Origin of the sequence: Aeromonas sp. 96A, from assembly GCF_051919165.1 — a bacterium.
Taxonomy (GTDB): Bacteria; Pseudomonadota; Gammaproteobacteria; order Enterobacterales; family Aeromonadaceae; genus Aeromonas; species Aeromonas veronii.
The window spans coordinates 1264506-1289901 of sequence record NZ_JBQBFE010000001.1 but is presented as its reverse complement, the minus strand read 5'-3'; the positions used below and the strand labels follow the sequence as shown (position 1 = coordinate 1289901).

19 protein-coding genes and 1 pseudogene are annotated in these 25396 nt (G+C 59.2%); 7 read left to right on the top strand and 13 right to left on the bottom strand.

Annotated elements, in window-relative coordinates:
• Positions 1–85 precede the first annotated feature (85 nt).
• The 5 genes from ACTG2W_RS05825 (at position 86) to yciA (ending at position 7894) form a co-directional block, all read left to right on the top strand.
• Positions 86–1732: an NAD(P)-binding protein gene (locus ACTG2W_RS05825; protein ID WP_106843203.1), complete on the top strand. Its 1647-nt coding sequence runs from the start codon at positions 86–88 to the stop codon at positions 1730–1732.
• Complete coding sequence (nifJ, locus tag ACTG2W_RS05820; protein ID WP_106843202.1) at positions 1729–5304, top strand: pyruvate:ferredoxin (flavodoxin) oxidoreductase; 3576 nt, start codon at positions 1729–1731, stop codon at positions 5302–5304. Before ACTG2W_RS05825 ends, nifJ begins: the two co-directional genes overlap by 4 nt.
• 209 nt (positions 5305–5513) lie before the next feature.
• The gene (locus tag ACTG2W_RS05815; protein ID WP_106843201.1) at positions 5514–6449 is read left to right on the top strand and encodes a DUF2971 domain-containing protein; all 936 of its coding nucleotides are present in this window, start codon (positions 5514–5516) and stop codon (positions 6447–6449) included.
• Between the two features lie 162 nt (positions 6450–6611).
• Complete coding sequence (locus ACTG2W_RS05810; RefSeq protein WP_106843200.1) at positions 6612–7430, top strand: NAD-dependent epimerase/dehydratase family protein; 819 nt, start codon at positions 6612–6614, stop codon at positions 7428–7430.
• A 59-nt stretch (positions 7431–7489) separates the two neighbouring features.
• Complete coding sequence (gene yciA, locus ACTG2W_RS05805) at positions 7490–7894, top strand: acyl-CoA thioester hydrolase YciA (RefSeq protein ID WP_005337875.1); 405 nt, start codon at positions 7490–7492, stop codon at positions 7892–7894.
• Here the strand turns inward: yciA and ACTG2W_RS05800 are convergent, their stop codons facing one another.
• Positions 7895–8119 carry a hypothetical protein gene (locus ACTG2W_RS05800; protein ID WP_005344394.1) on the bottom strand — a complete coding sequence of 75 codons (225 nt, stop codon included), beginning with the start codon at positions 8117–8119 and terminating at the stop codon, positions 7895–7897.
• Between the two features lie 107 nt (positions 8120–8226).
• Here ACTG2W_RS05800 and ACTG2W_RS05795 point away from each other — a divergent pair, with 107 nt between their 5' ends.
• Complete coding sequence (locus tag ACTG2W_RS05795; RefSeq protein WP_005350508.1) at positions 8227–9072, top strand: endonuclease/exonuclease/phosphatase family protein; 846 nt, start codon at positions 8227–8229, stop codon at positions 9070–9072.
• Between the two features lie 103 nt (positions 9073–9175).
• Here the strand turns inward: ACTG2W_RS05795 and ACTG2W_RS05790 are convergent, their stop codons facing one another.
• From ACTG2W_RS05790 to ACTG2W_RS05750, 9 genes and pseudogenes are all read right to left on the bottom strand, one after another.
• Positions 9176–9472 carry a GrxA family glutaredoxin gene (locus tag ACTG2W_RS05790; RefSeq protein ID WP_223849348.1) on the bottom strand — a complete coding sequence of 99 codons (297 nt, stop codon included), beginning with the start codon at positions 9470–9472 and terminating at the stop codon, positions 9176–9178.
• A gap of 94 nt (positions 9473–9566) precedes the next feature.
• On the bottom strand, positions 9567–11006 hold the full coding sequence (gene dacB / locus ACTG2W_RS05785) for a D-alanyl-D-alanine carboxypeptidase/D-alanyl-D-alanine endopeptidase (protein ID WP_005350510.1): 1440 nt from the start codon (positions 11004–11006) through the stop codon (positions 9567–9569).
• Between the two features lie 112 nt (positions 11007–11118).
• The gene (locus ACTG2W_RS05780; RefSeq protein ID WP_106843243.1) at positions 11119–12879 is read right to left on the bottom strand and encodes a DEAD/DEAH box helicase; all 1761 of its coding nucleotides are present in this window, start codon (positions 12877–12879) and stop codon (positions 11119–11121) included.
• A 114-nt stretch (positions 12880–12993) separates the two neighbouring features.
• Entirely contained in the window at positions 12994–14031 is a 1038-nt protein-coding gene (locus ACTG2W_RS05775) for an HlyD family secretion protein (protein ID WP_106843199.1), read from the bottom strand.
• A gap of 3 nt (positions 14032–14034) precedes the next feature.
• Positions 14035–14373, bottom strand: a complete 339-nt coding sequence (locus ACTG2W_RS05770) for a DUF3302 domain-containing protein (RefSeq protein WP_005337862.1) — start codon at positions 14371–14373, stop codon at positions 14035–14037.
• A 223-nt stretch (positions 14374–14596) separates the two neighbouring features.
• Entirely contained in the window at positions 14597–16018 is a 1422-nt protein-coding gene (locus ACTG2W_RS05765; RefSeq protein ID WP_106843198.1) for a carbon starvation CstA family protein, read from the bottom strand.
• Between the two features lie 140 nt (positions 16019–16158).
• Positions 16159–16861, bottom strand: a pseudogene (gene btsR, locus ACTG2W_RS05760) (two-component system response regulator BtsR).
• Positions 16858–18528 carry a LytS/YhcK type 5TM receptor domain-containing protein gene (locus ACTG2W_RS05755; protein WP_374879957.1) on the bottom strand — a complete coding sequence of 557 codons (1671 nt, stop codon included), beginning with the start codon at positions 18526–18528 and terminating at the stop codon, positions 16858–16860. Before ACTG2W_RS05755 ends, btsR begins: the two are co-directional and overlap by 4 nt.
• A gap of 353 nt (positions 18529–18881) precedes the next feature.
• On the bottom strand, positions 18882–20117 hold the full coding sequence (locus ACTG2W_RS05750; RefSeq protein WP_040066103.1) for an HD-GYP domain-containing protein: 1236 nt from the start codon (positions 20115–20117) through the stop codon (positions 18882–18884).
• 230 nt (positions 20118–20347) lie between these two features.
• Here ACTG2W_RS05750 and ACTG2W_RS05745 point away from each other — a divergent pair, with 230 nt between their 5' ends.
• Positions 20348–21964 (top strand): phosphoethanolamine transferase, encoded by a 1617-nt coding sequence (locus ACTG2W_RS05745; RefSeq protein WP_440016097.1) that lies wholly within the window; start codon positions 20348–20350, stop codon positions 21962–21964.
• A 71-nt stretch (positions 21965–22035) separates the two neighbouring features.
• Here the strand turns inward: ACTG2W_RS05745 and nagC are convergent, their stop codons facing one another.
• The 3 genes from nagC to nagB are packed head-to-tail and all read right to left on the bottom strand — an operon-like array spanning position 22036 to position 25210.
• Positions 22036–23250: a DNA-binding transcriptional regulator NagC gene (nagC, locus tag ACTG2W_RS05740; RefSeq protein ID WP_005334312.1), complete on the bottom strand. Its 1215-nt coding sequence runs from the start codon at positions 23248–23250 to the stop codon at positions 22036–22038.
• Between the two features lie 4 nt (positions 23251–23254).
• The gene (gene nagA, locus ACTG2W_RS05735) at positions 23255–24400 is read right to left on the bottom strand and encodes an N-acetylglucosamine-6-phosphate deacetylase (protein ID WP_021231107.1); all 1146 of its coding nucleotides are present in this window, start codon (positions 24398–24400) and stop codon (positions 23255–23257) included.
• A gap of 9 nt (positions 24401–24409) precedes the next feature.
• Positions 24410–25210 carry a glucosamine-6-phosphate deaminase gene (nagB, locus tag ACTG2W_RS05730; RefSeq protein ID WP_005334308.1) on the bottom strand — a complete coding sequence of 267 codons (801 nt, stop codon included), beginning with the start codon at positions 25208–25210 and terminating at the stop codon, positions 24410–24412.
• Positions 25211–25396 lie beyond the last annotated feature (186 nt).

The following is a 25396-nucleotide window of genomic DNA, read 5'->3' as shown; positions in this document are numbered from 1 at the left end:
CCCCATCCGGCCACCGTCCGCTTCGGCTACACGGTATCAAGCGCCATCGGGTGGGGCCTGTCACACAAAAAGAAGAAAGCAATGTATGAGCAAACAACTGGACATGACCCCATTGCCGGATCTTTCCCTGAAAACGGGAACAGGCCCGGTGCGTACCCGGCTACCCGTCTGGCGGCCGGCCCTGCCACCCTGCAATCACGCCTGCCCGGCCGGAGAAAATATCCAGGCCTGGCTCTCTTTGGCGCAGGCCGGCCGTTTTGAGGCGGCCTGGCAGACCCTGATCGAAGAGAACCCCTTGCCCGCCATTCATGGCCGGGTCTGCTATCACCCCTGCGAGAGCGCCTGCAACCGCGGTCAGGTGGATGAATCCGTCTCCATCCACGCCATCGAGCGCTTCCTCGGCGACGAGGCGCTGGCCCGTGGTTGGCAGCCTGCGCCACCTGCCCCTGCCAGCGGCAAGAAGGTGCTGGTCATAGGCGCCGGCCCCTCCGGCCTCTCCTGCGCCTGGCATCTAAACCGGCTCGGTCATCAGGTGGAGATCCGCGAAGCGGGGCCACTGGCGGGCGGCATGCTGCGCTTCGGTATTCCCGCTTACCGTCTGCCTCGCGACGTGCTGGATCGGGAGGTGGCCCGTATCGTGGCGGCCGGGGTGACCCTGACCCTCAACCACAAGGTGGAGGATGTGCTGCGCGAGCGCGACGAGGGGGGCTTTGACGCCGTCTTTATGGCCATTGGCGCCCATCTGGCCAAGCGGGTCGATATTCCGGCCCGGGAAGCGGGCAAGATCCTCGATGCGGTGAGTTTCCTAGAGCAGGCCAGTCTGGCCGAAGAGCAGGGCTTGCCGCCACCCAAACTGGGACGGCGGGTAGCGATTTATGGGGGTGGCAATACCGCCATGGATGCGGCCCGTACCGCCCGCCGTTTGGGCGTTGAAGAGGCAATGATCATCTACCGCCGCGACCGGGACCATATGCCAGCCCACGCCTTCGAAGCCGACGAGGCCGAGGAGGAGGGGATCAAGATCAACTGGCTGCGCACCATTCGCCAGCTCGATAGCACCAATATCGAAGTGGAGGTGATGGCGCTGGATGCCGAAGGCAAGCCGGTACCCACCGGCAAGTTTGAAACCCTCGAAGCGGACTCCCTGATTCTGGCGCTGGGCCAAGAGGTGGACTTGAGTGTGCTGGAGAGCATCCCCGGCGTGCGGGTCAACAAGGAGGGGGTCGTACAGGTGGCGGGCAACCTGATGACGGATGTGCCGGGTCTGTTTGCGGGCGGCGACATGGTGCCCTCCGAGCGCACCGTCACCATCGCCACCGGCCACGGCAAGAAGGCGGCACGCCACATGGATGCCTGGCTGCGCGGTCGCCACTACCACAAACCGCTCTCCTACCCGCTGGTGGGGCCGGAGCAGTTGCAACTCTGGTTCCAGACCCATGCCCCTGCCAGCAGTCAGCCGGTCAAACCGGCGTGGGCGCGGGATGACTTTGGCGAGATCATAGGCGGGCTGGATGAGGTGGCCGCCCGTTACGAGGCGGCGCGCTGCTACTCCTGCGGCAACTGCTTCGAGTGTGACGGCTGCTATGGCAGCTGCCCCGAGCAGGCCATCGCCAAGCTGGGGCCGGGCAAGGGCTATCAGGTCGATGCGGCACTTTGCACCGGCTGCGGTGCCTGCCATGACCAGTGTCCTTGTCACGCCATCGAGCTGCGCCAACCGGAGGAGTCCCAATGAAACATGAACTGATCATGGTTGACGGCAACGAAGCCGCGGCCCGGGTGGCGTACCAGCTGAGCGAAGTGTGTGCCATCTACCCCATCACCCCGAGCTCGACCATGGCCGAACTGGCCGATGCCTGGGCGGCGGAGGGGCAGACCAACCTCTGGGGCAACATTCCCACAGTCGTGGAGATGCAGAGTGAAGGGGGAGCTGCCGGCACGGTACACGGCGCCCTGCAGGCGGGGGCGCTCGCCACCACCTTCACCGCCAGTCAGGGGCTGATGCTGATGCTGCCCAACATGTACAAGATTGCCGGTGAGCTCACCTCGGCAGTGTTCCATGTGGCGGCCCGCTCGCTGGCGGCGCAGGGGCTGTCGATTTTTGGCGACCATCAGGATGTGATGGCGGCGCGCAGCACCGGCTTTGCCATGCTTGCCTCCGGCTCGGTGCAGGAGGCGCAGGACTTGGCTTTGGTCGCCCACAGCGTCACCCTGCAGTGCCGGGTGCCCTTTATCCACTTCTTCGACGGGTTCCGTACCTCCCACGAGGTGAACAAGATAGTCGCCCTGCACAAAGATGAGATCCGGGCCCTTATCGACAACGACTGGGTGCGCGCCCACCGTGCGCGGGCGCTGAACCCGGATCATCCAGTGATGCGCGGCACCGCCCAGAACCCGGATACCTATTTCCAGTCCCGCGAGAGCGTCAACCCCTTCTACGAGGCGGTACCGGCGCGGGTGCAGCAGTGCATGGACAACCTGGGCGAGTTGACCGGCCGCCACTACCGGCTGGTGGAGTATCACGGCGCAACCGATGCCACCGACGTCATCGTGCTGATGGGCTCGGGGGCGGCTACCGCCCGCACGACTGTGGATTGGCTCAATCGGCAGGATCGCAAGACCGGCGTGCTGGTCATTCGCCTCTATCGCCCCTTCCCGGTACAGGCGCTGCTCGACGCGCTGCCGCAGAGCGTGCGGCGCATCGCCGTGCTGGATCGCACCAAGGAGCCGGGGGCGGGCGGCGAGCCGTTGCTGCTGGATGTGCAGAGCGCGCTGATCGACGGTTTACAGCGCGGCCTTATCAAGCGGCTGCCCTGGCTCAGTGGCGGCCGTTACGGCCTCTCCTCCAAGGAGTTCACCCCCGCCATGTGCGCGGCTGTGTTCGAGGAGCTGGCATCCGATACGCCGCGCCCCCGCTTTACCGTGGGGATAGTGGATGATGTATCGGGCCTCAGTCTGGCCTGGCACCCCATCGGCGATCTGGAGCCAGCCAGCAGGGTACGGGCGCTCTTCTTCGGCCTTGGTGCCGATGGCACTGTGGGCGCCAACAAGAACAGCATCAAGATCATCGGCGAGCTGGAGGGCTTCCACGCCCAGGGCTACTTCGTCTACGACTCCAAAAAGTCGGGCTCACGCACCGTCTCCCACCTGCGCTTTGGCCCCGAGCCCATCGATGCCCCCTGGCTTATCGAGCAGGCGAGCTTTATCGGTTGCCACCAGTGGGGCTTTGTCGAGTCGGTAGACCTGCTGGAGCATGCCGCCGAAGGGGCGACCCTGCTGCTCAATGCTCCCTATGAGCCTGACCGGGTCTGGGCCGAGCTGCCCGAGCGGCTGCGCGCCCGCATCCGTGCCCTCGATATCCGCCTCTACTGCATCGACGGCGATCGGGTGGCCGAGCGCAACGGCATGGGCAATCGCATCAACACCATTATGCAGACCTGTTTCTTCGCGCTGGCTGGCATCTTGCCGCGGGATGAGGCGATTGCGCTGATCAAGGAGAGCATCGAGAAGAGCTATGCCCGCAAGGGGCCCGAAGTGGTTGAGCGCAACTTCGCGGCGGTGGATGACACCCTGGCCCACCTCCATCAGGTGGCCATCCCGGCCGGTGAGGAGCAGATCAGCGACTATCCGCTGCCATTGGCGCCCGGCGGCAGTGAGTTTGTCCAGCGGGTCACCGGCGAGATGCTGGCGGGGCGCGGCGATCTGATCCCCGTCTCCATGCTGCCGGTGGATGGCACTTACCCCACCGCCACCAGCCGCTTCGAGAAGCGGGATATCGCCCGCGAGATCCCGATTTGGCATTCGGATATCTGCATCCAGTGCGGCAACTGTGTCTTTGTCTGCCCCCACGCGGCGCTGCGGGCCAAGTTCTACCATCAGGACTGGCTGGCGACGGCCCCCGAGGCGGCGCAATCGGTACCCGTCACCGCCAAGGGGTTTCCCGACAGCCGCTACACATTGCAGCTCTATCCGGAGGATTGCACCGGTTGTGGCCAGTGCGTGCAGGCTTGTCCGGTGCGGGCCGGAGCGGATGAGAGCCATGAAGGCGAGCGGGCCATCGCCATGATGGACAAGGCGCCCCATCTGGCTGGCCAGAAGCAGGCGCTGCGCTGGTTCGAGAGCCTGCCCTGGCCTGCCCGCGAGCGGGTGGACTTCTCCACGGTGCGCGGTGCCCAGTTCCTCGAACCCCTGTTCGAGTTCTCCGGTGCCTGCGCCGGCTGCGGCGAGACTCCGTATCTCAAGCTGCTGACCCAGCTGTTTGGCGATCGCATGCTGGTGGCCAACGCCACCGGTTGCTCCTCCATCTACGGCGGCAACCTGCCGACTACGCCGTGGGCCAAGAACGGCGAAGGGAAGGGGCCGGCCTGGTCGAACTCCCTGTTCGAGGACAACGCCGAGTTTGGCTTTGGCTTCCGTCTCACCGCCGATCAGCATCACGGTCAGGCGGTGGCGGCCCTCGAAGCGATGAAAGGGGAGCTGGGGGAAGCGTTGGTCGAGTCGCTTATCAACGCCCCGCAGCGGCTGGAGTCGGAGATCCGCGCCCAGCGCACCCGGGTGGCGCAAGTGCGCGAGCGGTTGGAAGAGGTGAAATCCGGCAAGGCTCGCGAGCTGCTCTCCTTGATTGATCAGCTGGTGCGCCGTTCGGTCTGGATCATCGGCGGCGATGGCTGGGCCTATGACATCGGCTCAGCGGGGCTCGATCATGTGCTCGCCTCCGGACGCGATGTGAACGTGCTGGTGATGGATACCGAGGTCTACTCCAACACCGGTGGCCAGATGTCGAAATCGACGCCGCTCGGCGCCGTCGCCAAGTTCGCGGCGGGAGGCAAGACGCTGGCCAAAAAGGATGTGGCGTTGCAGGCCATCTCCTACGGCAACGTCTATGTTGCCCGCATCGCCTTTGGTGCCAACCCGCAGCAGGCGCTGCAGGCCTTGCGTGAGGCGGAGGCCTATCCGGGCCCGTCGCTTATCATCGCCTACAGCCACTGCATCGCCCACGGCATCGACATGGAGTTTGGCCTGACCCAGCAAAAACGCGCCGTGGCCTCCGGTCACTGGCCACTGATGCGCTACAACCCGGTACTGCGCAGATCGGGGCAGAACCCCTTCAGCCTCGACAGCCTGCGCCCCTCCATCCCCCTCGCTGAATACCGGCAGGAGGAGACCCGTTATCGGGTGCTGGCCCAGAGCCATCCGGAGGAGGCCGAACGGCTGATGCAGGTGGCGCAAAAAGTGGCGTGGCAGAAGTGGGCCACCTACGAGGAGATGGCCACCCGCGAGGCCAGCCATTTCCATCCGCCGGTGTGAGGATGGAGTGAGTGAAATATAACCAAGCGGGCCATTGGCCCGCTTTTTTAGGTTAAATAGAAAACAGGAAACCTATATATCCCAGAGTAGGGCTGGCAATTATGACTGTTAATAATTGAAAGCAAACAAAGTTTGAATTAATGTACTGGTATGATTGATAAGGCTGCAAATAACATAATTCTTTATCTATTTAGGTCATAGGGGAGAGTATGGATTGGTTTGAAGAATATAAGAAGTTGGTGTTTTCCAATACAACATCTGTAGAGCAAATTAAAAAAGCTATTTCTCTTAAGTATGAACACATACCTAAGATTCTTTATAAATATCGCTCGGTAAATGATAACTCTATAAAAAATTTATTGGATGACACAATATGGTTATCAGACCCGAAAAATTTTAATGACCCTTATGATTGCTCATTTCATTATGATATAGAGCTGGATCCTGATAATAGGGAGTCAGTTTTATCAATGGCTCAAGAGAATGGATTAATAGAGCAGTTAACTGAAGAACAAGTTCAGTCAATTGCAGAAAGTCCTCATCCAATGGTAAAGCTACTTGAGCTTAGTTATCCAGAAAGACCTGATTATGGTCGTACTTGTGGAGAAGCTATACGTACTGTAATGAAAGATAGAGCAAAAAACCTTGTGAGAGAAACATCTGAAGGTTTTAAGCAAATGTTCAAGATTTGTTGTTTTTCTGAAAATCCAAAATCAATATTAATGTGGTCGCATTATGCCAGTTATCATACTGGTTTTTGTATAGGTTATGATTTTTACGAATTAGGAAAGGAAGATCTAAGAGCAAGTTCAATCTACCCTGTTATTTATTCAGATGAAATGTTTGATGCCAGTAACGTTTTTGGTAAAAATAAAACCACTAATAATGTTCTTTATCTTAATCAAGTTGCCCTGATGAAAAGTACAGAGTGGGCTTATGAAAAAGAATGGAGGCTTGTGTTTGGGAATATGATTTTCCCAAAAGAAATGCCTTATAGTATGCCAAAACCAAAACATGTTATTTTAGGTGCTAGAATTTCCTCTGCTCATGAAGATGAAATTAGGAGGGTATGTGAGGCTAAGAATATAGATGTTTTGAAAATGACAATGTCACACAACCGGTTTTCTTTAAAGATTAACAAGTGATCGTATAGGTCAGATATAGTATTTTAATTACTGATATTGTTAGCGAATGGGAAGCATGTACCACCACATTGTCGGCATTTATATATCTGCAAGCCAAGGCTTCCTTTTCCTACCAAGGCAGGTAAGCTGCGGGGCAAATAGCGTCAAGCAGGAGAAGGGACGATGACAGAGCAACATTTCGCCGGGACGATCGGCATTCTGGGGGCGGGGTGGCTGGGGCTGCCGCTGGCGCGGGCCCTGCTGGCGGCAGGCAAGCAGGTTGCGGTGACGGTCAGCAGCGCCGAGAAGGCGACCCGTCTGCAGGGGGAGGGGATCGATGCCTATCCGCTGACGATTTCTGCCCATATGTCGGATGCGTGGCCCATCCCCTGCGAATCGCTGGTTATCTGCGTACCGCCCAGCAAGACCGATGACTATCCGCAGGCGGTGGCAAGGGCTTGCGCGTTGGCCAAAGCGAATGGCACCCGGCGGGTGCTGTTTGTCAGCGCCACCTCGGTATGGGGCGCGGGGCAGCAGGAGGGTGAACAGCCCAAACCGCGCCATGCCCGTGGTGAGCGGATGCTGGCGGCGGAGCAGGCGGTGCTGGCGGCCGGTTTCGAGTCGGTGATGATAGTGCGCCCCTCCGGCCTTTATGGCCCGGATCGCCATCCCGGCCGTTTCCTCGCGGGCAAGACGCTGGATGGTGGCGCCCAGTCGGTCAATCTGGTCCATCTGGACGATGTGGTGGCGGCTTGCATGCTGCTGCTGGAGCGGGGCAAGGACGGGAATGTTTTCAATCTGAGTGCGCCTGTGCATCCGCGCCGCGAGCAGTTCTACCCCTTTGCGGCGCGCCAGCAGGGGCTGCCCGTGCCGGTCTTTATCGAGCCTGCCGGTGAATTTCAGCCCATCGACGGCCAGCTGATTTGTCAGCAGATGGGATTCAACTATCGCTGGCCCGATCCGGCCCACTGGTTTGCCGAGCTCGCCGCCTCGGGCAATTGAGGTTTGCCAAGGGGGTGATCGCCCCCTATCATGCCGCCATCCATGAGAGAGAGGCGGTAATGATGGTAGATACAAAACGTCACCCCGATGGGGAGTTGTTGCTGAGAACCCTGGCAATGCCAGCCGATACCAACCCCAATGGCGACATCTTTGGTGGCTGGATCATGTCCCAGATGGATATAGGTGGGGGCATTATGGCCAAGGAGCTGGCAAAAGGACGTATTTGTACCGTATCCGTCGAAGGCATGACCTTTCACAGTCCGGTCAAGGTGGGCGATGTGGTCTGCTGCTACGGCCGCTGCATGAAGATCGGCCGCAGCTCCATGAAGCTCAAGCTGGAGGTGTGGGTCAAGCCGGTACTGCGGGAAAACGATGCCCAGCGTTACTGTGTGACCGAGGGGATCTTCACCTATGTCGCCATCGACGAGCAGGGCAAATCCCGCCCGGTTCCGGTGAGTGCCTGATTAAATCAGCCGGGCATTGATGATGGATATTTCCTGCTCAAGCCCGGTTTTTTGCCGTATCATGCGTTCCAGCATCTCTTCCGAGCCCACATATTGCAGGGTGTCGAACAGGCAGAGATCGCATTGAGGGTCTCGTCTTATCTGATAGACGGTGGACAGCTCCACTTGATGACAATTTCCTTGTTGATCATAAAACGTCACGTTGTACCGAAGTTCTTTCGCCATGAGACAAGGTCCTTCTGGTTGGGTGGAACAGGGACTATCAGCTTAGTCGGCGTGGATGACGTTTGTGATGGTCGCAACAAAAAGCAAAGGCGGGCGGTTGTTAGCCAATGAAAAATAGTTATCGCATTCTTGGCACCTCCCTGCTGACCCTGGGGTTGGTAGGCTGTTTTGAGGTGCCGGATCAGAACCATCTGGTCACAGCTCAAGGGATTGTGCCGGGACTCGACTGCCAGCGTCCGCCGCTGGTAGCGTTGGCGACCACGGCGCTGCCCCGTGAATTCGGGGTGACGGTGTGGAATCTCTACAAGGGCCAGCGCAAGAACTGGCGTGAAGGGATGGACAGTTATGCCAAGGGGCAGGATCTGGTGCTGCTGCAAGAGTCGGCCACCCGTCCCGATATGCTCGACTGGCTGCGCGCCGGTGATTTCCAGTGGCAACAGCTGCAAGCCTTCACCCAGGGCGGCGTCTCGTTCGGGGTGATGACGGTGGCCAAGACCCCGCAGGCGTTCGTCTGTGGCGTGCGCTCTCCCGAGCCCTTGCTACGTATCCCCAAATCCGGGCTGGTGAGCCTCTATCCGCTGCAGGGCGATCCTGATGGCGTGATGGTCATCAATATCCATGCGGTCAATTTCGAGCTGGGGATGGCCACCTTCCGCGAGCAGCTCAACGATTTGACTGCGCTAGTGCGCCGCCATCAGGGGCCGGTTATTTTGGCCGGTGATTTCAATACCTGGAGTGACAAGCGCCAGTTCTGGTTAAGCAAATTGGTAGACGAGCTGGGCCTGCAAGAGGCCGTGCCGGTGCCTGACTTGCGCCGCACCGCCTTCGGTCGCCCGCTGGATCACCTCTACTACCGCAATCTGGATTTGGTCGAGGTGAGTTCACCGGCCACCGACAGTTCGGATCACAACCCCATCATTGCGCGCTTTGCCGCCCAGTCTGTGACTCCCTGACAAGAGATGGTGCGAGTTCCGCTCATAAAAAAATCCGGCGCCTGATGGCGCCGGATTTTTTATATGCTCTGGCGGTCAACCCGCTCGGGATGACCCGCAGGCATTACTGGTAGAGACCCAGATTCGCTTTGGCGTAGGCTTCGAAATCGGTGCAGCCACCGATGTGCTGCTCATCCAGGAAGATCTGCGGCACGGTATTGACCGGCTTACCGGCGCTCTTGGCCAGATCTTCTTTGGTGATGCCTTCGGCATGGATGTCCACGTAGCGGAATTTGAAGTCATCGCGCTGTTCGGTCAGCTGCTCGGCGATCTGTACGGCACGGACACAGTAGGGGCAACCCGGGCGACCAAAAATCACTGCAAACATATTTTCTCTCCGTTTTTTAAGCCGTTTATGTATGGCCGTTGATATGAGGCAGGCAACAGCATAGCCCTGCCTCGTGGCGACTTGAAGCCGAAATTATCGATACCCTGATTCGAGCGGGCCTATTGGATCAGCTCTCATCGGCGATCTGGATCGGCTGCTGCTGATAGATGCTCTCCAGCACCCCCTTCTCGAATACAGTCCAGGGCCACGGCGCCTTGCTGGCACGATAGCGCTCATGGGTGGCAGGATCTTGGGACAGGCCGCGCTGGAACATCACGAACGCCTTGCGCTGGCCGCCCGCGGTATCGATAAAGCCCACCAGATTGGAGGTGCCGGTGATGGTACCGGTCTTGGCGTGGACCTTGTTCTTCATCATGGGAGCGGTGACGCTGCGGCGCCACGCCAGGGTGCCATCCACCTGGGAGCTTGGCAGCAGCTTGATCAGGCCAAGTTCGGCATCATTTTTCTGGATGAAGTTCAGCACCGACATCATCTGACGGGCGCTGATGAGATTGTGAGCGGAGAGACCGGAGCCGTCTGCCAGGGTGGCGTTGCCCAGATCGATGCCGTTCTTGGTCAGGATAGCGCGCACCGCCATGGTGCCGCTGCGATAGCTGCCCGGCTTGTTGTAGTAGTGGCGGCCCACGGTTTTGAGGAAGGTATCGGCATAGAGGTTGTCCGATTTCTTCAGCATCTTGGCGAGCATCACCGGCAGGGAGACCGAGTAGTGGGTGCCGAGGGTCTCTGCTCCTTCAGGGGCCTTGTGGGTGACCCGCAGCAGGCCATCATGCTTGATGCCGGCCCGGTTCATCGCCCAGCGGATGTTGTCCCAGCCCCAGGCTTCCACATCGTGAATGGCGAAACGCAGACCCTGCGGCTCCTTGTTCGGGGTGATGCAGCCCTTGAGCTCGTAGAAGTTGCCCTTGGCCATGTCCACTTCCAGTGCGCAGAACTGGCGTGCCATGTCGCCATAGCTCATCACCTCCACGTTGTCGGCACCGATGCCGATGGGGACGCCGGTGGCCACGTTGCCGACTGCCGGTTTGCCAATCTGGGTGGCTGTGATGGTGCCGTAGGCGCAGTTCTTGTCGATGATGACCGAGGAGACAGGAGCGGCGAAGCAGAGGGTCTGATCCCCCCACGACCAGCCGTTGCCGCGCTCGTAGCCGTTGTAGGCGCCGGTGTTGACGTAGACATTGCCCTTGATGCTGGTGACGCCGAGCTGTTTGAACAGGGCCAGCAGATCCATGCGGGAGAGGGTGGGGTCGCCGACGAAGTTGATCCAGATATCGCCGTTGATGGTGTCACCCTGTTTGGCACCGGGCTGGGCCTGAATATCGGTGGCGAAGCGGAAGTCGGCACCCAGCTCGAGGCGGGCCGCCAGTGCGGTGAGCACCTTCATGGTGGAGGCGGGGGCGATCATCTGATCCGCGTGGCGGGCGAACTCGACGCCGTTATTGCCCTGCACCATGATGGCGTACTGGCCACCCTGAGGGGGCGTCAGCGGGGCGGCATGAGCCGCCAGAGAAGAAAAGAGAGCACAAAAACCAATCAACAGCCGCTGCATAACATCCTCTAACGTGACGAAGGGCCCGGCAGTGGTGCCGACCCTGATAATTCAACCCGCCGATGCGGGATCGACGGGATAACGCAATTCATGCCATGTAGGCCGGTCGCCATCATGCCATCGAGTTGGCGGTACGATAGCGGCCCTCATAATCAAAAATTTTCTCTTTTATCTGCCAGAAGCGACCCGATTTGCGGGCGATGACAAAATCCGGATGACGGAACTGGCTTTGCGCGGCCAGCACGCTCGCCAGGGTGGCAAATTCGGGCTCCAGCCCCGGGGCGGGCCAATGATGACGCACAAAGTGCTGTTGAAACAAGCGCCGTGCGCCCGGGGAGTGAAATCCGAAGTATTCGCTGAGGGTCAACCCATCCTCATCGTGATAGGTCACCTCCAGCCGCTCCCCCTGTTTGCCGCGCCCGGCTGTGAGGGTTAGCCCCGCACAGCGGATCACCATGCAATCCTTGAGATTGAGCGCCTCTTTAAGCTTGTCGTCAGGGTCCACCAGCAGCTGATCGCAGCTCTGGCAGCGGCGGGCGGCGATGTCGTTCTCCGCGCCACAGCCGGGGCAGATCTTGGCGCGAAAGCGGTAGTCACACTCTTCGCGGTTGCCCTCGTCATCTTCAAACAGTCCCTGACAGCGGCGGCCGTAGTGCTCGATCACCTTGCCATCCTCGTCGGTCTTGCCCCAGAAGGTGTTGGCAAAACCGCAGGCGGGGCAGGGCACCTGCACCGGCTCGGTACCGGCGTGGGGGCGGGGCTCCCCCACTTCGGGGGCGAACAGGTTGAAGTTGTTGCCCGCATAGTCGAGCACCAGACAATCGCTCTTGCCCGGCGAGAGACGCAGGCCCCGTCCGACGATCTGCTGGTAGAGGGAGACCGACTCGGTAGGTCTGAGCATCACGATAAGATCGACATGAGGGGCATCGAAGCCGGTGGTGAGCACCGCTACGTTGACCAGAAACTTGAGCTCCCGCGCCTTGAAGGCGCTGATGAGGGCATCGCGCTCCGGCCCCGGCGTCTCGCCGGTGATAAGAGCCGCCAGCTGGCCCCTGGAGCCAAGCAGGCCGTGAATTTCCCGTGCATGCTCGACGGTGGCGGCGAAGATCATCACCCCCTGCCGGTCGGCGGCATACTCCAGCACCTGACTCAGGATATGGGGTGTGACCCGCTGCTGGCGTTTGAGCTCGCCGTTGAGATCTGCCTCGCTAAAGAGGCCGTTCTCCCGCGCCACCAACTTGCTGAAGTCGTAGTGAACGATGGGGGCATCCACCATGCGCGGCGGCGTCAGGTAGCCGTTTTTGACCATAAAACGCAAGGGCAGCTCGAACACGCAGTCGCCAAACAGCCGCTCGCCGTGGCTCTTGACCATGCCGTGATAGTGGCGCCGGTAGATCCAGCCCAGCCCGAGCCGATAGGGAGTGGCTGTGAGACCGAGGATCTTGAGGGCCGGATTGGCGGCCTTGAGGTGGTCGATCACCTGATGGTACTGGCTGTCATCATCGAGCGAGACCCGATGGCACTCATCGATGATCAGCAGCGAGAACGCCCCGTCGAAGGCATCCAGATTGCGGGCGACCGACTGCACCGAGCCGAACACCACCTGGGCGCTCGCCTCCTTGCGATCCAGGCCGGCAGCGAAAATATCGGCCTTGAGCCCCCACGCCTCGTACTTGGCGTGGTTCTGCTCCACCAGCTCCTTGACGTGGGCCAGCACCAGCACCCGACCGCGCGCCTTGCGGGCCAGTTCGGCGATCACCAGACTCTTGCCAGCTCCGGTGGGCAGTACCACCACGGCGGGATCCGGGTGTTTGCGAAAGTGGCAGATCACGGCGTTGACGGCGTCGGTCTGATAGGGTCTGAGAACGAACATGGGGGCGTGGCGTTTGGGCATGGTGCGGCGCAGGGTGGCGCCATTATAGGGTGCTTGCCGCCACAAAAACAGCGGGCCAGCATGATGCCGGCCCGCAGGGTGCTTGGTTGCTGATCAATGGAACGGGAAGATGTAGTTCATCCAGCTTGCCATGCGCAGCAGTACTTTGCGCATCACAGATACATGGTGGAAGTACTGGGTGTAGACCGCAGCCTGCCCGCTGGCACCGGCAATCATCTGATACTTGGCCCACTCGGGGTCGGTAATGGAGATGACTACCGGCAGGCGACCCGGACGCACCGCCGTGTTCTGATCCAGCAGACCGGCGTTGGCCTGCACGTTACCGGCGGCAATGGCCGGAACCACGGCTGTCACCTTGCCTTTGAAGATTTTGCCGGGGACGCCATCGATCACTACTTCGGCCTCATCGCCCACCGCCAGTCGCTGCATGCTGTTCTGCCAGAACCAGCCGACGTAGGCGGTGTCATCCTTGTGGATGAAGGTCATCACCGGACGATACATGAAGGGGGTGGCGATCATGCCGGGGCGCAGGGCCAACTGCACCACATGACCATCGCTCGGGGCATAGACCACAGTTTGTGACTGCTGGTATTTGGCTTCCATCAGCTGGGCCTGCAGATCGTTCAGGGTAGCTTTCTGCTGGTCAATCTGGGCCACGATATCGTCCACGTTGGCCTGGGTGACGTCGAGGTCACGCTGCTTGCCCACGCCACGGCGCATCAGGTCGCTGGCGCGATCCCGATCCAGCCTGGCTGAGCGCAGTCTTGCCTCGATGGACTTGAGGTGCTCGCGGTTGGATTCGACCCGTGCGGTGAGGCTCTCCACTTTCAGGCGGAACGGCTCATCATCGAGGCGAAACAGCACATCTCCTTTCTTCACCGGCTGATTGGCCTGCACCGGAACCTCAACGACCCGGCCCTTGACCAGCGGCACTATGGGGGTGGAGACGTAGTAGTTGCGCGCCATCTCGGAGTAGGGGTGGTTGTAGTTCATCAGCATGATCAGGGTGCCGATGAGCAGCACGCCACCCAGTGCTGCGGTGGGGACGGTCCACTTGTTGAGCGGGATGCGGAAGATTTTGAATATGGCGACACACAGCGCCGTGTAGGTCAGGATCAGTAGCAGGTCCATGGTTTATCCCTGTTGCTCACTCTGTTCGATAGTGTTGATACGGCTCTTCAGATCCGCCAACTCCTGCTTGAGGGCCGCCAGCTCTTCTTCATCTTTTTGCAGCCGCTGGCTAAAGCCCCAGCCGCGATCGGGGCGATAGATGGTTGCCCAGATCCAGAGGAAGGGCCACAGCACATGCAGGGTAAACAGGCTGACCCAACCTGCCACGTGAATGGCATCCTGATGAGGGTGATTCCGATGTTTGGCAATCTCGTAAGGAATATCGTGGATAACGATGACTCCATAAAAAATGACCAGCCCGACAAAGACGAGCAGACCAAGTGCAAAATAATCAAGGGCCATTTATAACCTCCACTGGCATGACGCACAGCTTAATCATTGGTTCCAACAAGCACTAAAGCAATTAAGAATCACACATTTATCGTCAGTTCGCCCGGAATCTTAAAGCTATTCGCTGTATTGAAGCTGAAGCCGTTCAACAGTTGCATTATTAGTCTTTTTGTCATTAAAAAAGGCGCCATCAGGCGCCTTTTTTGTGCTGCTTTCGCTGCATTTTTTGCTGTTTTTACCCTTCGCTGGTACTGCTGACCAGCGGCTGGCGGAACTTCATCAGGAAGGCCACGGTAATGGCCGTCGTTGCAGTCAGGCCGATGATGGTGGAGGTCCCCATCTCCAGCCCGAACCCGATGGGGGCGTTGGCCAGATAGGTGATCACCACAGCAGTCATGAACATGGCGGGAATGGTGCAGATCCAGTGCAGCTTGCCCTCTTTGATGAGGTAGGCAGCCGCAGCCCACAGCATGATGACGGCGGTGGTCTGGTTGGCCCAGCCGAAGTAGCGCCAGATCACCCCGAATTCAGCCTTGGAGATGATGAAGCCAATGATAAACATGGGGATGGCGATCAGCAGACGCTTGGCCAGCGGCTTCTGGGTCATCTTCAGGAAGTCCGCCACGATCAGGCGAGCACTGCGAAACGCGGTGTCACCGGAGGTGATGGGCAGGATCACCACGCCGAGGATGGCCAGAATACCGCCCACGGTGCCGAGCAGGCTGGTGGAGACTTCGTGTACCACGGCTGCCGGGCCGCCGTTGGCCATAGTAGCGTTGAGCGCTTCGGTGCTGTCGTAGAAGGAGAGACCCAGGGTGCACCAGATAAGGGCGATGATCCCTTCACCGATCATTGCACCGTAGAAGATGAAGCGGCCGGATTTTTCGTTCTGCATGCAGCGCGCCATCAGCGGTGACTGGGTGGCGTGGAAGCCGGATACCGCGCCACAGGCGATGGTGATGAAGAGCAGCGGCCACAGTGGCAGCTCGGTCGGGTGCAGGTTGGAGAAGTCCATCCCTGTGTTGTAGAAGCCTTTGCCGGAGGCGATCAGGCCAACGATGAGGCCGACCGACATGAAGACCAGCAGGGCGCCGAAGATGGGGTAGAAGCGACCGATGATCTTGTCGATGGGGACTATGGTCGCGAGGATGTAGTAGGCAAAGATTGCCACGATCCAGTAGACCAGATCGGTGGAGGTGAGGTTGGCCAAGAGGCCCGCCGGGCTCAGCACGAATACCACGCCCACCAGCATCAGCAGCACCACGGCAAACAGGTTCATGAAGTGCTTGGCGGCGGTGCCCAGATGCTCACCGACCACGGTTGGCACCGAGGCACCCTTGGCGCGCACCGACAGCATGCCGGAGAAGTAGTCATGTACCGCACCGGCGAAGATGCAGCCAAAGACGATCCACAGCATGGCGACCGGGCCGTAGAGGGCACCCAGGATGGGGCCGAAGATGGGGCCGACACCTGCGATGTTGAGCAGTTGAACCAGATAGACTTTCTTGTCCGACATCGGGACATAGTCCACCCCGTCAGCCATGGTGATGGCGGGGGTTTTCAGCTCGGGTTTCGGGCTGAATATCCGTTCGATGAATTTGCCGTATATGAAGTAGCCGGCCACAAGTAAGCCGACACAGAGGAAGAACCAGATCATTGCTACGCTCCTGCATTGTTATTTTTTAGTGTGCAGAGCGAGTCTAAAACGGTTGCGCCTGACTGGCAGGTGAAACTCCCCGAGCGGCGCTTTGGCGCGCCGAGCGGTCGGCGGCTGTGATCAGGCGCACACTCCGCAGTTCAGTCCAGCCCCAGCTGATCTTTGAGCTCCTTGAGATAGCGACGACTGACCGGCACCCGGGCGCCGCTCGGGGTGACAATCTCTGCCAGCTGGTTATCCAGCAGCCGGATCTCGAAGATGGCGTTGGGGGAGACCAGATACTGGCGGTGGCAGCGCAGCAGCGGGCTCTTTTCTTCCAGCGATTTGAGGGTGAGCTGGGTGTGGAACAGCTCGCCCTGAGGCCACATGGACCCCGCCCAGATCGGAGAAGGCATACTCCACCTGCGCGATGGGGAGCAGCCTGACCCGATTGTGCAGATAGCCCGGAATATGTTCGATGGTGGGGGCCAGCCGCTCGATGGGCTGCGGGGAGATATCCTGCTTGAGGCGAGCGAGGGTCTTGGCGAGCCGGGCGGGCTCAACCGGCTTGAGCAGGTAGTCGAAGGCGTTCTCTTCAAATGCCTGAATGGCATATTCGTCAAAGGCGGTGACAAAGACGATGCGGGGCAGGGGGTCGAGCATGGCGACCAGCTCCATGCCGCTCAGCTTGGGCATCTGGATATCGAGGAACACCACGTCGGGCTTGAGGCGCTGAATAAGCGGCAGCGCCTCAATGGCGTTGGCCGCTTCCCCCACGATCTCGATGGCGGGATCGCAGGCCAGCTGCTGCCTCAGCTCTTCGCGGGCGTAGTGTTCGTCATCGACTATCAGGGTGCGGATCATGGTTGCTCCTTGGGGATGGTGAACGACACCCGGGTCCACTGTTCCGGCTCGCAGGCAATAGTCACGCCATAGCGCTCGCCAAAGGCGCTTTTCAGTCGCCGGTCTACGATGGTCATGCCCAGACCGTCGCCAGCGGGGTGCGCTTGCCAGGTGCCTGCATTATCTTCCACATGGATGGTGACGCTGGTGGGATGCTCTTCGGTCCAGAGGCGAATGCGCCCCTGCTCCAGCAGGGTCGAGATGCCGTGCTTGATGGCATTCTCGATCAGCGGTTGCAGGGTGAAGCTGGGCAGTCGCAGTGTGGCCAGATGGGGCGGGATCTCGTTTATCACCGTCAGCCGATCGCCAAAACGGGCCAACTCGATCTCCAGATAGGATTGGCAGTGCTCCTGCTCCTCTTGCAGGGTCGCAAGGCCGCTCTGGCGTTTGAGGTTCTTGCGAAAGAACAGTGACAGATGCAGCAGCAGATCCCGCGCCTTGTCCGGATCGCGCCGGGTGATGGCACTGATGGTGTTGAGGGTGTTGAACAGAAAGTGGGGGTTGATCTGGGCCTGGATCAGCTTGAGTTCGGACTGCACCAGCAGCCGCTGATGCTGCTCCAGCCGACCGGCCAGCAACTGCTGTGACAGCAGGTTGGCAATCCCTTCCCCCAGGGTGTGGTTGATCTTGAGAAACAGCCGCTTCTTCGGCTCGTAGAGCTTGATGGTGCCGATCACCCCCTTGTCCCCCTGCAGCGGGATCACTAGCACCGAGCCCAGCTGGCATGCGGGGGAGAGGCTGCAGCGATAGGGTTGACTGTTGCCATCGGCAAACAGCACCTTGTTCTGGGCGATGGCCTGCATGGTGATGGCTGACGCGATGGGGGTACCCGGCAGATGGTGATCTTCGCCGGTGCCGATAAAGGCGAGGATCTGCTCGGTGTCCGTGATGGCGACAGCCCCTACGCCGGTCTCCTCTTGAATGATGCGGGCAATCTTGTTGCTCGCCTCCGGGGTAAAGCCCTGACTCATGATCCCCACTGTGCGGTTGGCGATATTGAGCGCCTTGGCGGAGAAGACCCGGGAGAACTTCTCATACATCCGCTGCTGGTCGCGGATCATGCTGATAAAGAGCGCCGCGCCACAGGAGTTGGCGAGAATCATCGGGGTGGCGATGGTGCGCACCAGCAGCAGGGATTTGTCGAACGGGGTCGCCACCAGCAGGATGATCACCATCTGCATGATCTCGGCGTAGAGGGTGGTAAAAAAGGCGATACGCGGTTCAAACAGGGCATCCGTTCGTCCCGAGCGCATCAGTCGCCAGTGCACTATGCCCCCAAGCAACCCTTCGCAGGTGGTGGAGATGGCGCAGGCGAGATCGGTAAATCCCCCCAGCGTATAGCGGTGCAGACCGCCGGTCAGCCCCACCAGAAAGCCCACCAGCGGCCCCCCCAATAATCCCCCCAAGACGGCGCCGACCGCCCGGGTGTTGGCGATGGCATCGTCGATATCGAGGCCCACATAGGTGCCGAGGATACAAAAGCTGGAAAAGATGATGTATATCAGTATCTTGTGAGGTAGTCTCACGGAATAGTTGGCAAGCGGGCGCAGCAGCGGGCTTTTCGAGAAGAGATAGGCGATCACCAGGCTGACGCTCATCTGTTGCAGCAAGGAGAGGACCAACTGCATAAAAAACGCTCCTCATAAGCCAGCTGAAAAAATGTTCAGCCCGTGAATAAGTGTGATCAGGATCTTGTTCTGTTGGCCCAACTGGGCGCAACGGGACGCCAGTTTGCCAGAACAAGTTGATAAAACCATATTAAATCAGCATGTTAAATTGATATTTGTGTAAGCGGCAGCGGGTTGATATTGATGGATGGAGCATGAATGTATCCGCTGGATACGCCACACGGAGGTGGCATGCTCCGCCCGGCCCCTTGGCTGGGCGTTTTTTATACATGGTCAGTTGGCAACCTTCTGATGGGGGGTTGAGCAATTATTCCGGTTTGTCCAATGAGTTATCCCCAGCTTCTGGGGATAACTCAGAATGCAAAGTAGTAGCAGAAGCGGCGGGTCAGGTTGAAGAACTGCCGTTGTCCCTCATCGAGCTCTTCCTGTTTGATAAAAGCAGTGATGGTGCGTTCATCTTCCCGCAGATCGATCATGGCGACGGCTTCCGGCCGCTGGGCCTTGATATAGGGCAGGATCTTCGGCTTGAGGGGCATGGTGGGTTCGGTAGAGAGCACCAGTGCGATGCTCTCGTCGGAGAGTTTCACCAGTGAACCCGGTGGATAGACCCCCAGCACCTTGACCAGCAACTTGACCAGATTCTGGTCGAACTTCTTCTGGGATAACTTGTAGAGCTGGCTGATGGCCTGACTCGGCGCGGCCGGGTTACCGCTGTTGCGGGGATGGAGCAGCTCGTCGTAGAAGTCGACCAGCCCGATCAACCGCGCCAGCGGCGGGATCTCCCCGCCCTTGATCCCGAGCGGATAACCGCTGCCGTCGAGCCGCTCGTGGTGCAGATGGGCGACCTGACGGATTTTCGGTTCAAAGGCGTTGAGCTGGGTCAGCATCTCCAGCCCGTACTGGGGATGCATATTGAGGAAGTTCTGCTCGGCCTTGTTGAGATCCCCCCGTTTTTGGGTGATCTGGCTCGGGATTTTCAGTTCGCCGATATCGTGGATAAGTCCCGCAAGTCCCGTCTCCTCAATCTCGATGGGGTTCATGCCGAGTTCGCGGGCCATCAGCATGGCAATGAAAGCCACATTGAGGCTGTGTTGCAGCAAGATATCGGTGTGGGGGCTGCGAATAAGGTGGAGCCCGAGAGGCCCTTCATGCTGACTGAGGGTGAAGGCGGCATTGCGGACGATCTGGGCGGTATTGGCCAGCCCCTCATCCGGTTTGAGGTTCAGCGCCCCGAGTGCATCGCGCAGCTCGCTCATGGATTGGCCAAAGGCTTTGTCGGCGGCGCGCATGGAGCGGCGAAAGGCCTTTTCGTCAAAGGGGGGCGGGCCCGAGGCAATCAGCTCTTCCAACTCGTCAAGGTCAGGCCCGGCATCCGGGATATCGCCGCGCAGCAGCGGCTCGATGGGCAGATCGCTCTTGTCGGGGTCGACCATCAACAGGGTGAGATCAAGATGACGGAGAATGTCGAGTTGCTGCTGATCCTTGATCTTGAAGGTATTGAACATAAACGGGTGGTTAGTCCATCCCGTGGGGAGATGGATATAGTGGCCTACTCTCAATTGCTCTATCGAGGCTTGGATCAGTGCCATCGGTTAACCTGCATTTCATGAATGCCTACTCAACAAGCTAGCAAAATCCGATGGATAGACAACTAAAAATCCATTTCGGGGCTGCGGAGCACCCCGTGCTGTGATGGGGCGCACGAGCGCCGTGCTTCTCCTCTTAATTCGCGCTTAAGTTTTACTTCCTACGCTGGCCCCGTCGTTTTTGTTGGCTTGGCCGGCCCGCTGCGCTGCAGGTCGGTATGTAGGAGTTGTTTATGCGTGTAACTCTCGGTGTATTGCAGACCAATTTGTTGCTGGTGCTCTTTTTCGCCCTGGTACTGAATTGGCCAATCTTTTTGCATTTCTATACGGTGCTCAGCGCCCTGACCCATGTCAAAGCCGGATTTGCCATCTCGATCCCGCTGGTGCTGATCGCGGCGCTCAATGCCGTGTTTATTCCCTTCACGTTCCGGTTTGTGCTCAAGCCCTTTTTTACCGTGCTCATTCTGACTGGCTCCATCGTCAGCTACGCCATGCTCAAATACGGCGTCATCTTTGATGCTGGCATGATCCAGAACATAGTGGAGACCAACAGTGGTGAGGCGGGGGCCTATTTGAATGGCTCGGTTGCGCTCTGGTTTCTGCTGACCGGGCTGCTGCCTGTTCTGGTGCTCTGGTCACTGCGGATCCGCTATCCGGCTCGCTGGTATCAGGGGTTGGCGTGGCGGGCAGGTGTATTGGCTATCTCTCTGCTGTTTATCGGGGGCGTCGCGGCACTTTACTATCAGGATTACGCCTCGGTCGGTCGCAACAACAAGTCGCTGGCCAAAGAGATTGTGCCTGCCAACTATGTGCACGGCCTCTACAAATATGGGCGGGATGTGCGGTTTGCCACGCCGATCCCCTACCAACACTTGGGGACCGATGCCAGGGTGGTGGCCCGGGGAAGCAAGCCGACTTTGATGTTCCTGGTGGTGGGGGAGACGGCGCGCAGCCAGAACTACTCCCTTAACGGGTATGGCAAGGCAACCAACAGCTTCACGGCCAAAGAGCAGGGGGTTGTGTCGTTCAGGAATGTGCGCTCCTGCGGTACGGCTACTGCGGTTTCGGTGCCCTGCATGTTCTCCAACCTCACGCGCCGTGGCTACGATGACCAGCTTGCCAGCTCCCGTGACGGCCTGCTCGATGTGCTGCAACATGCCGGAGTCTCGGTATTGTGGAAAGAGAATGATGGCGGCTGCAAAGGGGTGTGCCGCAATGTGCCGACCATCGAGATCCTCCCCAAATCCTATCCTACGCTCTGTCAGGGGGAGTCTTGTTATGACGAGGTGCTGCTGGAGGGGCTGGATCAGCAGATTGCCGGCATGAAGGGCAACAAGTTGGTGGCTTTTCACCTGATGGGCAGCCATGGCCCGACCTATTTTCGTCGTTACCCTGCCAGCGAGCGCGTCTTTATGCCGGACTGCCCGCGCAGCGACATCGAAAACTGCAGCAACGAAGAGCTGGTCAACACCTATGACAACACCATCCGCTACACCGACAAGGTGGTGGGGCTGCTGATAGACAAGCTCAAGTCGCTGGAGAGCCAGTACGATGTGGGACTGGTCTATCTCTCCGATCACGGCGAATCCCTTGGGGCCATGGGGCTCTATCTGCACGGCACGCCCTACAAGTTTGCGCCGGATGATCAGACCCGGGTGCCGCTGCTGACCTGGTTCTCGCCTCAGTTACAGGCCGATCGCCAGCTGGATATGGGTTGCCTGGCGGCGGAGGCGAGCAGTCAGCGTTTCTCCCATGACAACCTCTTTCACTCCATGCTGGGGATCATGGATGTGCAGACCCGTGTTTACGACAACAAGCTGGATCTGTTCAAGCCATGTCGGGCGGGCTAAACCGCCAGCAAGCACACAATAGAAAACGGCAGCCACTGGCTGCCGTTTTGTTATCTCGCAAGATCAGTGTCTTACTTCTGCTCCATGATGATCTGCAGCAGATCTCCCTCCAGCAGGGCGCGCTTGACCAGCGCAAAGCCGCCATAGGTCGGCTGGTTCTGGAAGCGGGCTTTCACGATGGGCAGGCCACGGTGGAAGCTCGGCAGGGATTGATGCTCGACGCAGCGACGGATGGCCGGGAAGAGGATCTCTTCGGCGGCGGTGATTTCGCCGGCGATCAGCACCTTCTGCGGGTTGAACAGGTTGACCGTGATGGCCACCGCCCGTCCCAGATGCTCACCCACGTTCTCGATCACGCTGCGGGCCAGTTCATCGCCCGCCAACGCCGCCTTGCACACCTCCTGGATGGTGATGTGTTTCTCCTGCAGCGCGCTCTGGTGACCGCGGCTGATGAGCTCCTTCACCTTGTCGATGATCGCTTCGTTGGAGGCGATGGTCTCTAGGCAGCCGAAGTTGCCACAGTGACAGCGCTTGCCGAGCGGCTCGACCTGGATATGGCCGATCTCGCCGACGTTGCGGTTCTGGCCGAGGAACACCTGACCCTTGGTGATGATCCCCGAGCCCGTCCCCTGGTGAACACTCACCAGAATGGAGTCCATGCAGTCGCGGGACTCGCCGAAGAAGTGTTCGGCCAGTGCCAGCGAGCGGGTGTCGTTGCCCACGTAGCAGGGGAGGTTGAAGTGGTTCTCAAGCAGCTTCGCCAACCCCAGATTACGGATCTGGTACTTGGGGGTGTAGATGACCATGCCGGATTCCGGGTTGACCAGACCCGGCATGGTCAGCGCGATGCTGATGAGGTTGCGACAGCGTTCGCGGTTGGCATCGATAAAGGCGCCAATCTCCCGTAGCAGCATGTCGACCACGGGTTGCTGGTCGATCTCGGTCACCTGAATGACGTGCTGGTCGAGCTCCTTGCCATCTAGGTCATAGAGACTCAGTTGCAGGTAGCCGCGGCCCAGCTTGGCAGAGACAAACTGAAAGCGATGTTTGATGGTGGTCAGGGAGATGGCACGCCGCCCGCCGGTTGAGGCTTGCGGAGAGGTCTCCTTGATCAGGCCATGCTCGATCAGTTGCCGGGTTATTTTGGTCACGCTGGCCGGGGCCAGCTGACTCAACTCGGCAATCTTGACCCGGGAGATGGGGCCTTGCAGGTCGATGAGCCGATACACGGCTGCACTGTTGACCTGCTTGATAAGATCTACGTTTGCTATTTGTCCGCCAGTCATGATGTCACTGTTGTGTGTAGTGTCCGTTAACCACGGTCCCACGGACCGTGAAGTCCTGATCGAAGACAGTGAGGTTGGCTACTTTACCGACCTGGATACTACCGAGACGTGAGTCCCATCCAATGGCGCGAGCGGGGTAGAGGCTGGCCATTCTCAGTGCTTCATCGAGCGGTAATCCGACCTGCTTGACCAGATTTTCCACCCCCTCAATCATGGTGAGGGAGGAACCGCCGAGTGTACCATTCTCGTCGACACACTGACCATCGCGTAAAAAGACGGTGGTGCCACAAAAATCAAATTTCTCAAAGCCTTCCGGCGCTCCGGCTGCCGCGGTGGCATCGGTGACCAGCACCAGTCGCTCCCCCAGCGCCTTGTGAGCCAGACGCACGTTGGCCCAGTGCACATGGTGGCCATCGACGATGATGCCCGCATAGACATCTTTGCGATCGTAGATGGCGCCCACGACGCCCGGCTCGCGACCGTTGAGGGTCGGAGTCATGGCGTTGTAGAGGTGGGTCGCAAAGCGAATACCGTTATCGAACCCGGCCATCGCCTGATCGTAACTGGCGGCAGTGTGACCGGCCGAGACCAGAATGCCCGCTTCCACCAGACGGCGGATATGGGCCGGCTCGTTGCGCTCCGGAGCAAGGGTGATCTTGGTGATGGCATCCGCGTTGGCGCAGAAGAAGTCGATCATCTCGTCCGCTGGCTGGCGAATTTGCGCGGCAGGGTGGATCCCCTTGCGCTTGAGGTTGGTGTAAGGCCCTTCCAGATGGACGCCCAGCACCTCGTTGGGGTGTGCCGCCATGTAGTCACGGGTCACCGCAACGGCCTGCTTCATATCCGCATCCGGACTGGTGATCAGGGTCGGCAGGAAGCTGGTGGTACCGGATTTGAGGTTGGCCGCCTGCATGGTTGCCAGGGTCTCGACCGTGATGTCGGTGTTGAACATCACACCGCCACAGCCGTTGAGCTGCACATCGATAAAACCGGCGGTCAGGTTGGCGCCTTTGAGGTCAATCTGCTCGATGCCCGCAGGCAGTTCGGCCAGGTGAGAGATGGCGACAATCTTGTCGCCCTCGATAAGCACCCCGTAGCCGGTCAGCACGCAGCTGCCGGTGTAGAGGGTGCAGTTGGTCAATGCGTACATGGCGACTCCTTACAGACGGCCGATGTTGGCGGCTTCCAGTTGCTGGAAGTAGCGAACGGTCTTGACCTTGAGCTCCATGGTAGAGGGCTCGTCGCACACCATCATTCCCTTCGGATGCAGTTGCAGGGTGGAGATGGTCCACATGTGGTTGACGCTGCCTTCCACGGCGGCCTGCAGGGCCAGTGCCTTGCCGTGACCGGTGACCAGGATCATGATCTCTTCCGCATCCATCAGGGTGCCGACACCCACGGTCAGGGCCAGTTTGGGCACCTGCTCCATGTCGCCACCGAAGAAGCGGGAGTTGGCGATACGGGTATCTTCGGTCAGGGTCTTGACCCGGGTGCGGGAGGAGAGGGAAGAGGCCGGCTCGTTGAATGCGATGTGGCCGTCGTTACCCACGCCACCCATGAACAGGTGGATCTTGCCGTAGGACTTGATCTTGTCTTCGTAGCGCTTGCACTCGGCCACCAGATCCTCGGCATTGCCGTTGAGGATGTTGATGTTCTCGGGACGAATGTCGATGTGGCTGAAGAAGTTGTTGTGCATGAAGCTGTGGTAGCTCTCCGGGTGATCTTCCGGCAGGCCGACGTACTCGTCCATGTTGAAGGTGACCACATTCTGGAAGCTCACTTCACCGGCTTTGTGCAACTCGATCAGGCGCTTGTAGGTGTTGAGCGGGGTGCCACCGGTGGGCAGGCCCAGTACGAAAGGGCGATCGCTGGTCGGCTTGAACGCGTTGATGCGGTCAACGATGTAACGAGCAGACCACAGGCCTACTTGGCTGGCAGATTTCAACGGGATCAGGCGCATATGGGATACCTCTGTGTCGGGTTGCGACCGGTTTGGCGGTGGCAATTGGCTAAGACGGATTCAAGTTGTTTTATAGCGTAAATAAAGATTGCGAACTAAGCCACATCTATCCACCACCTTTATCTTGTTTGGGTGATAACGATCACGATTATCGGTTTATTAATTTGCGCAGCGAAATAAAAGCCC

Coding starts and splice junctions, on each gene's coding strand:
- nifJ (WP_106843202.1), top strand. CDS start 1,729: ATGAAACATGAACTGATCATGGTTGACGGCAACGAAGCCGCGGCCCGG.
- ACTG2W_RS05745 (WP_440016097.1), top strand. CDS start 20,348: ATGCGTGTAACTCTCGGTGTATTGCAGACCAATTTGTTGCTGGTGCTC.
- nagA (WP_021231107.1), bottom strand. CDS start 24,400: ATGTACGCATTGACCAACTGCACCCTCTACACCGGCAGCTGCGTGCTG.
- ACTG2W_RS05780 (WP_106843243.1), bottom strand. CDS start 12,879: ATGTTCGTTCTCAGACCCTATCAGACCGACGCCGTCAACGCCGTGATC.
- ACTG2W_RS05825 (WP_106843203.1), top strand. CDS start 86: ATGAGCAAACAACTGGACATGACCCCATTGCCGGATCTTTCCCTGAAA.
- ACTG2W_RS05810 (WP_106843200.1), top strand. CDS start 6,612: ATGACAGAGCAACATTTCGCCGGGACGATCGGCATTCTGGGGGCGGGG.
- ACTG2W_RS05765 (WP_106843198.1), bottom strand. CDS start 16,018: ATGATCTGGTTCTTCCTCTGTGTCGGCTTACTTGTGGCCGGCTACTTC.
- ACTG2W_RS05750 (WP_040066103.1), bottom strand. CDS start 20,117: ATGGCACTGATCCAAGCCTCGATAGAGCAATTGAGAGTAGGCCACTAT.
- ACTG2W_RS05770 (WP_005337862.1), bottom strand. CDS start 14,373: ATGGCCCTTGATTATTTTGCACTTGGTCTGCTCGTCTTTGTCGGGCTG.
- nagB (WP_005334308.1), bottom strand. CDS start 25,210: ATGCGCCTGATCCCGTTGAAATCTGCCAGCCAAGTAGGCCTGTGGTCT.
- yciA (WP_005337875.1), top strand. CDS start 7,490: ATGATGGTAGATACAAAACGTCACCCCGATGGGGAGTTGTTGCTGAGA.
- ACTG2W_RS05775 (WP_106843199.1), bottom strand. CDS start 14,031: ATGGACCTGCTACTGATCCTGACCTACACGGCGCTGTGTGTCGCCATA.
- nagC (WP_005334312.1), bottom strand. CDS start 23,250: ATGACTGGCGGACAAATAGCAAACGTAGATCTTATCAAGCAGGTCAAC.
- dacB (WP_005350510.1), bottom strand. CDS start 11,006: ATGCAGCGGCTGTTGATTGGTTTTTGTGCTCTCTTTTCTTCTCTGGCG.
- ACTG2W_RS05755 (WP_374879957.1), bottom strand. CDS start 18,528: ATGCAGTTGGTCCTCTCCTTGCTGCAACAGATGAGCGTCAGCCTGGTG.
- ACTG2W_RS05815 (WP_106843201.1), top strand. CDS start 5,514: ATGGATTGGTTTGAAGAATATAAGAAGTTGGTGTTTTCCAATACAACA.
- ACTG2W_RS05800 (WP_005344394.1), bottom strand. CDS start 8,119: ATGGCGAAAGAACTTCGGTACAACGTGACGTTTTATGATCAACAAGGA.
- ACTG2W_RS05795 (WP_005350508.1), top strand. CDS start 8,227: ATGAAAAATAGTTATCGCATTCTTGGCACCTCCCTGCTGACCCTGGGG.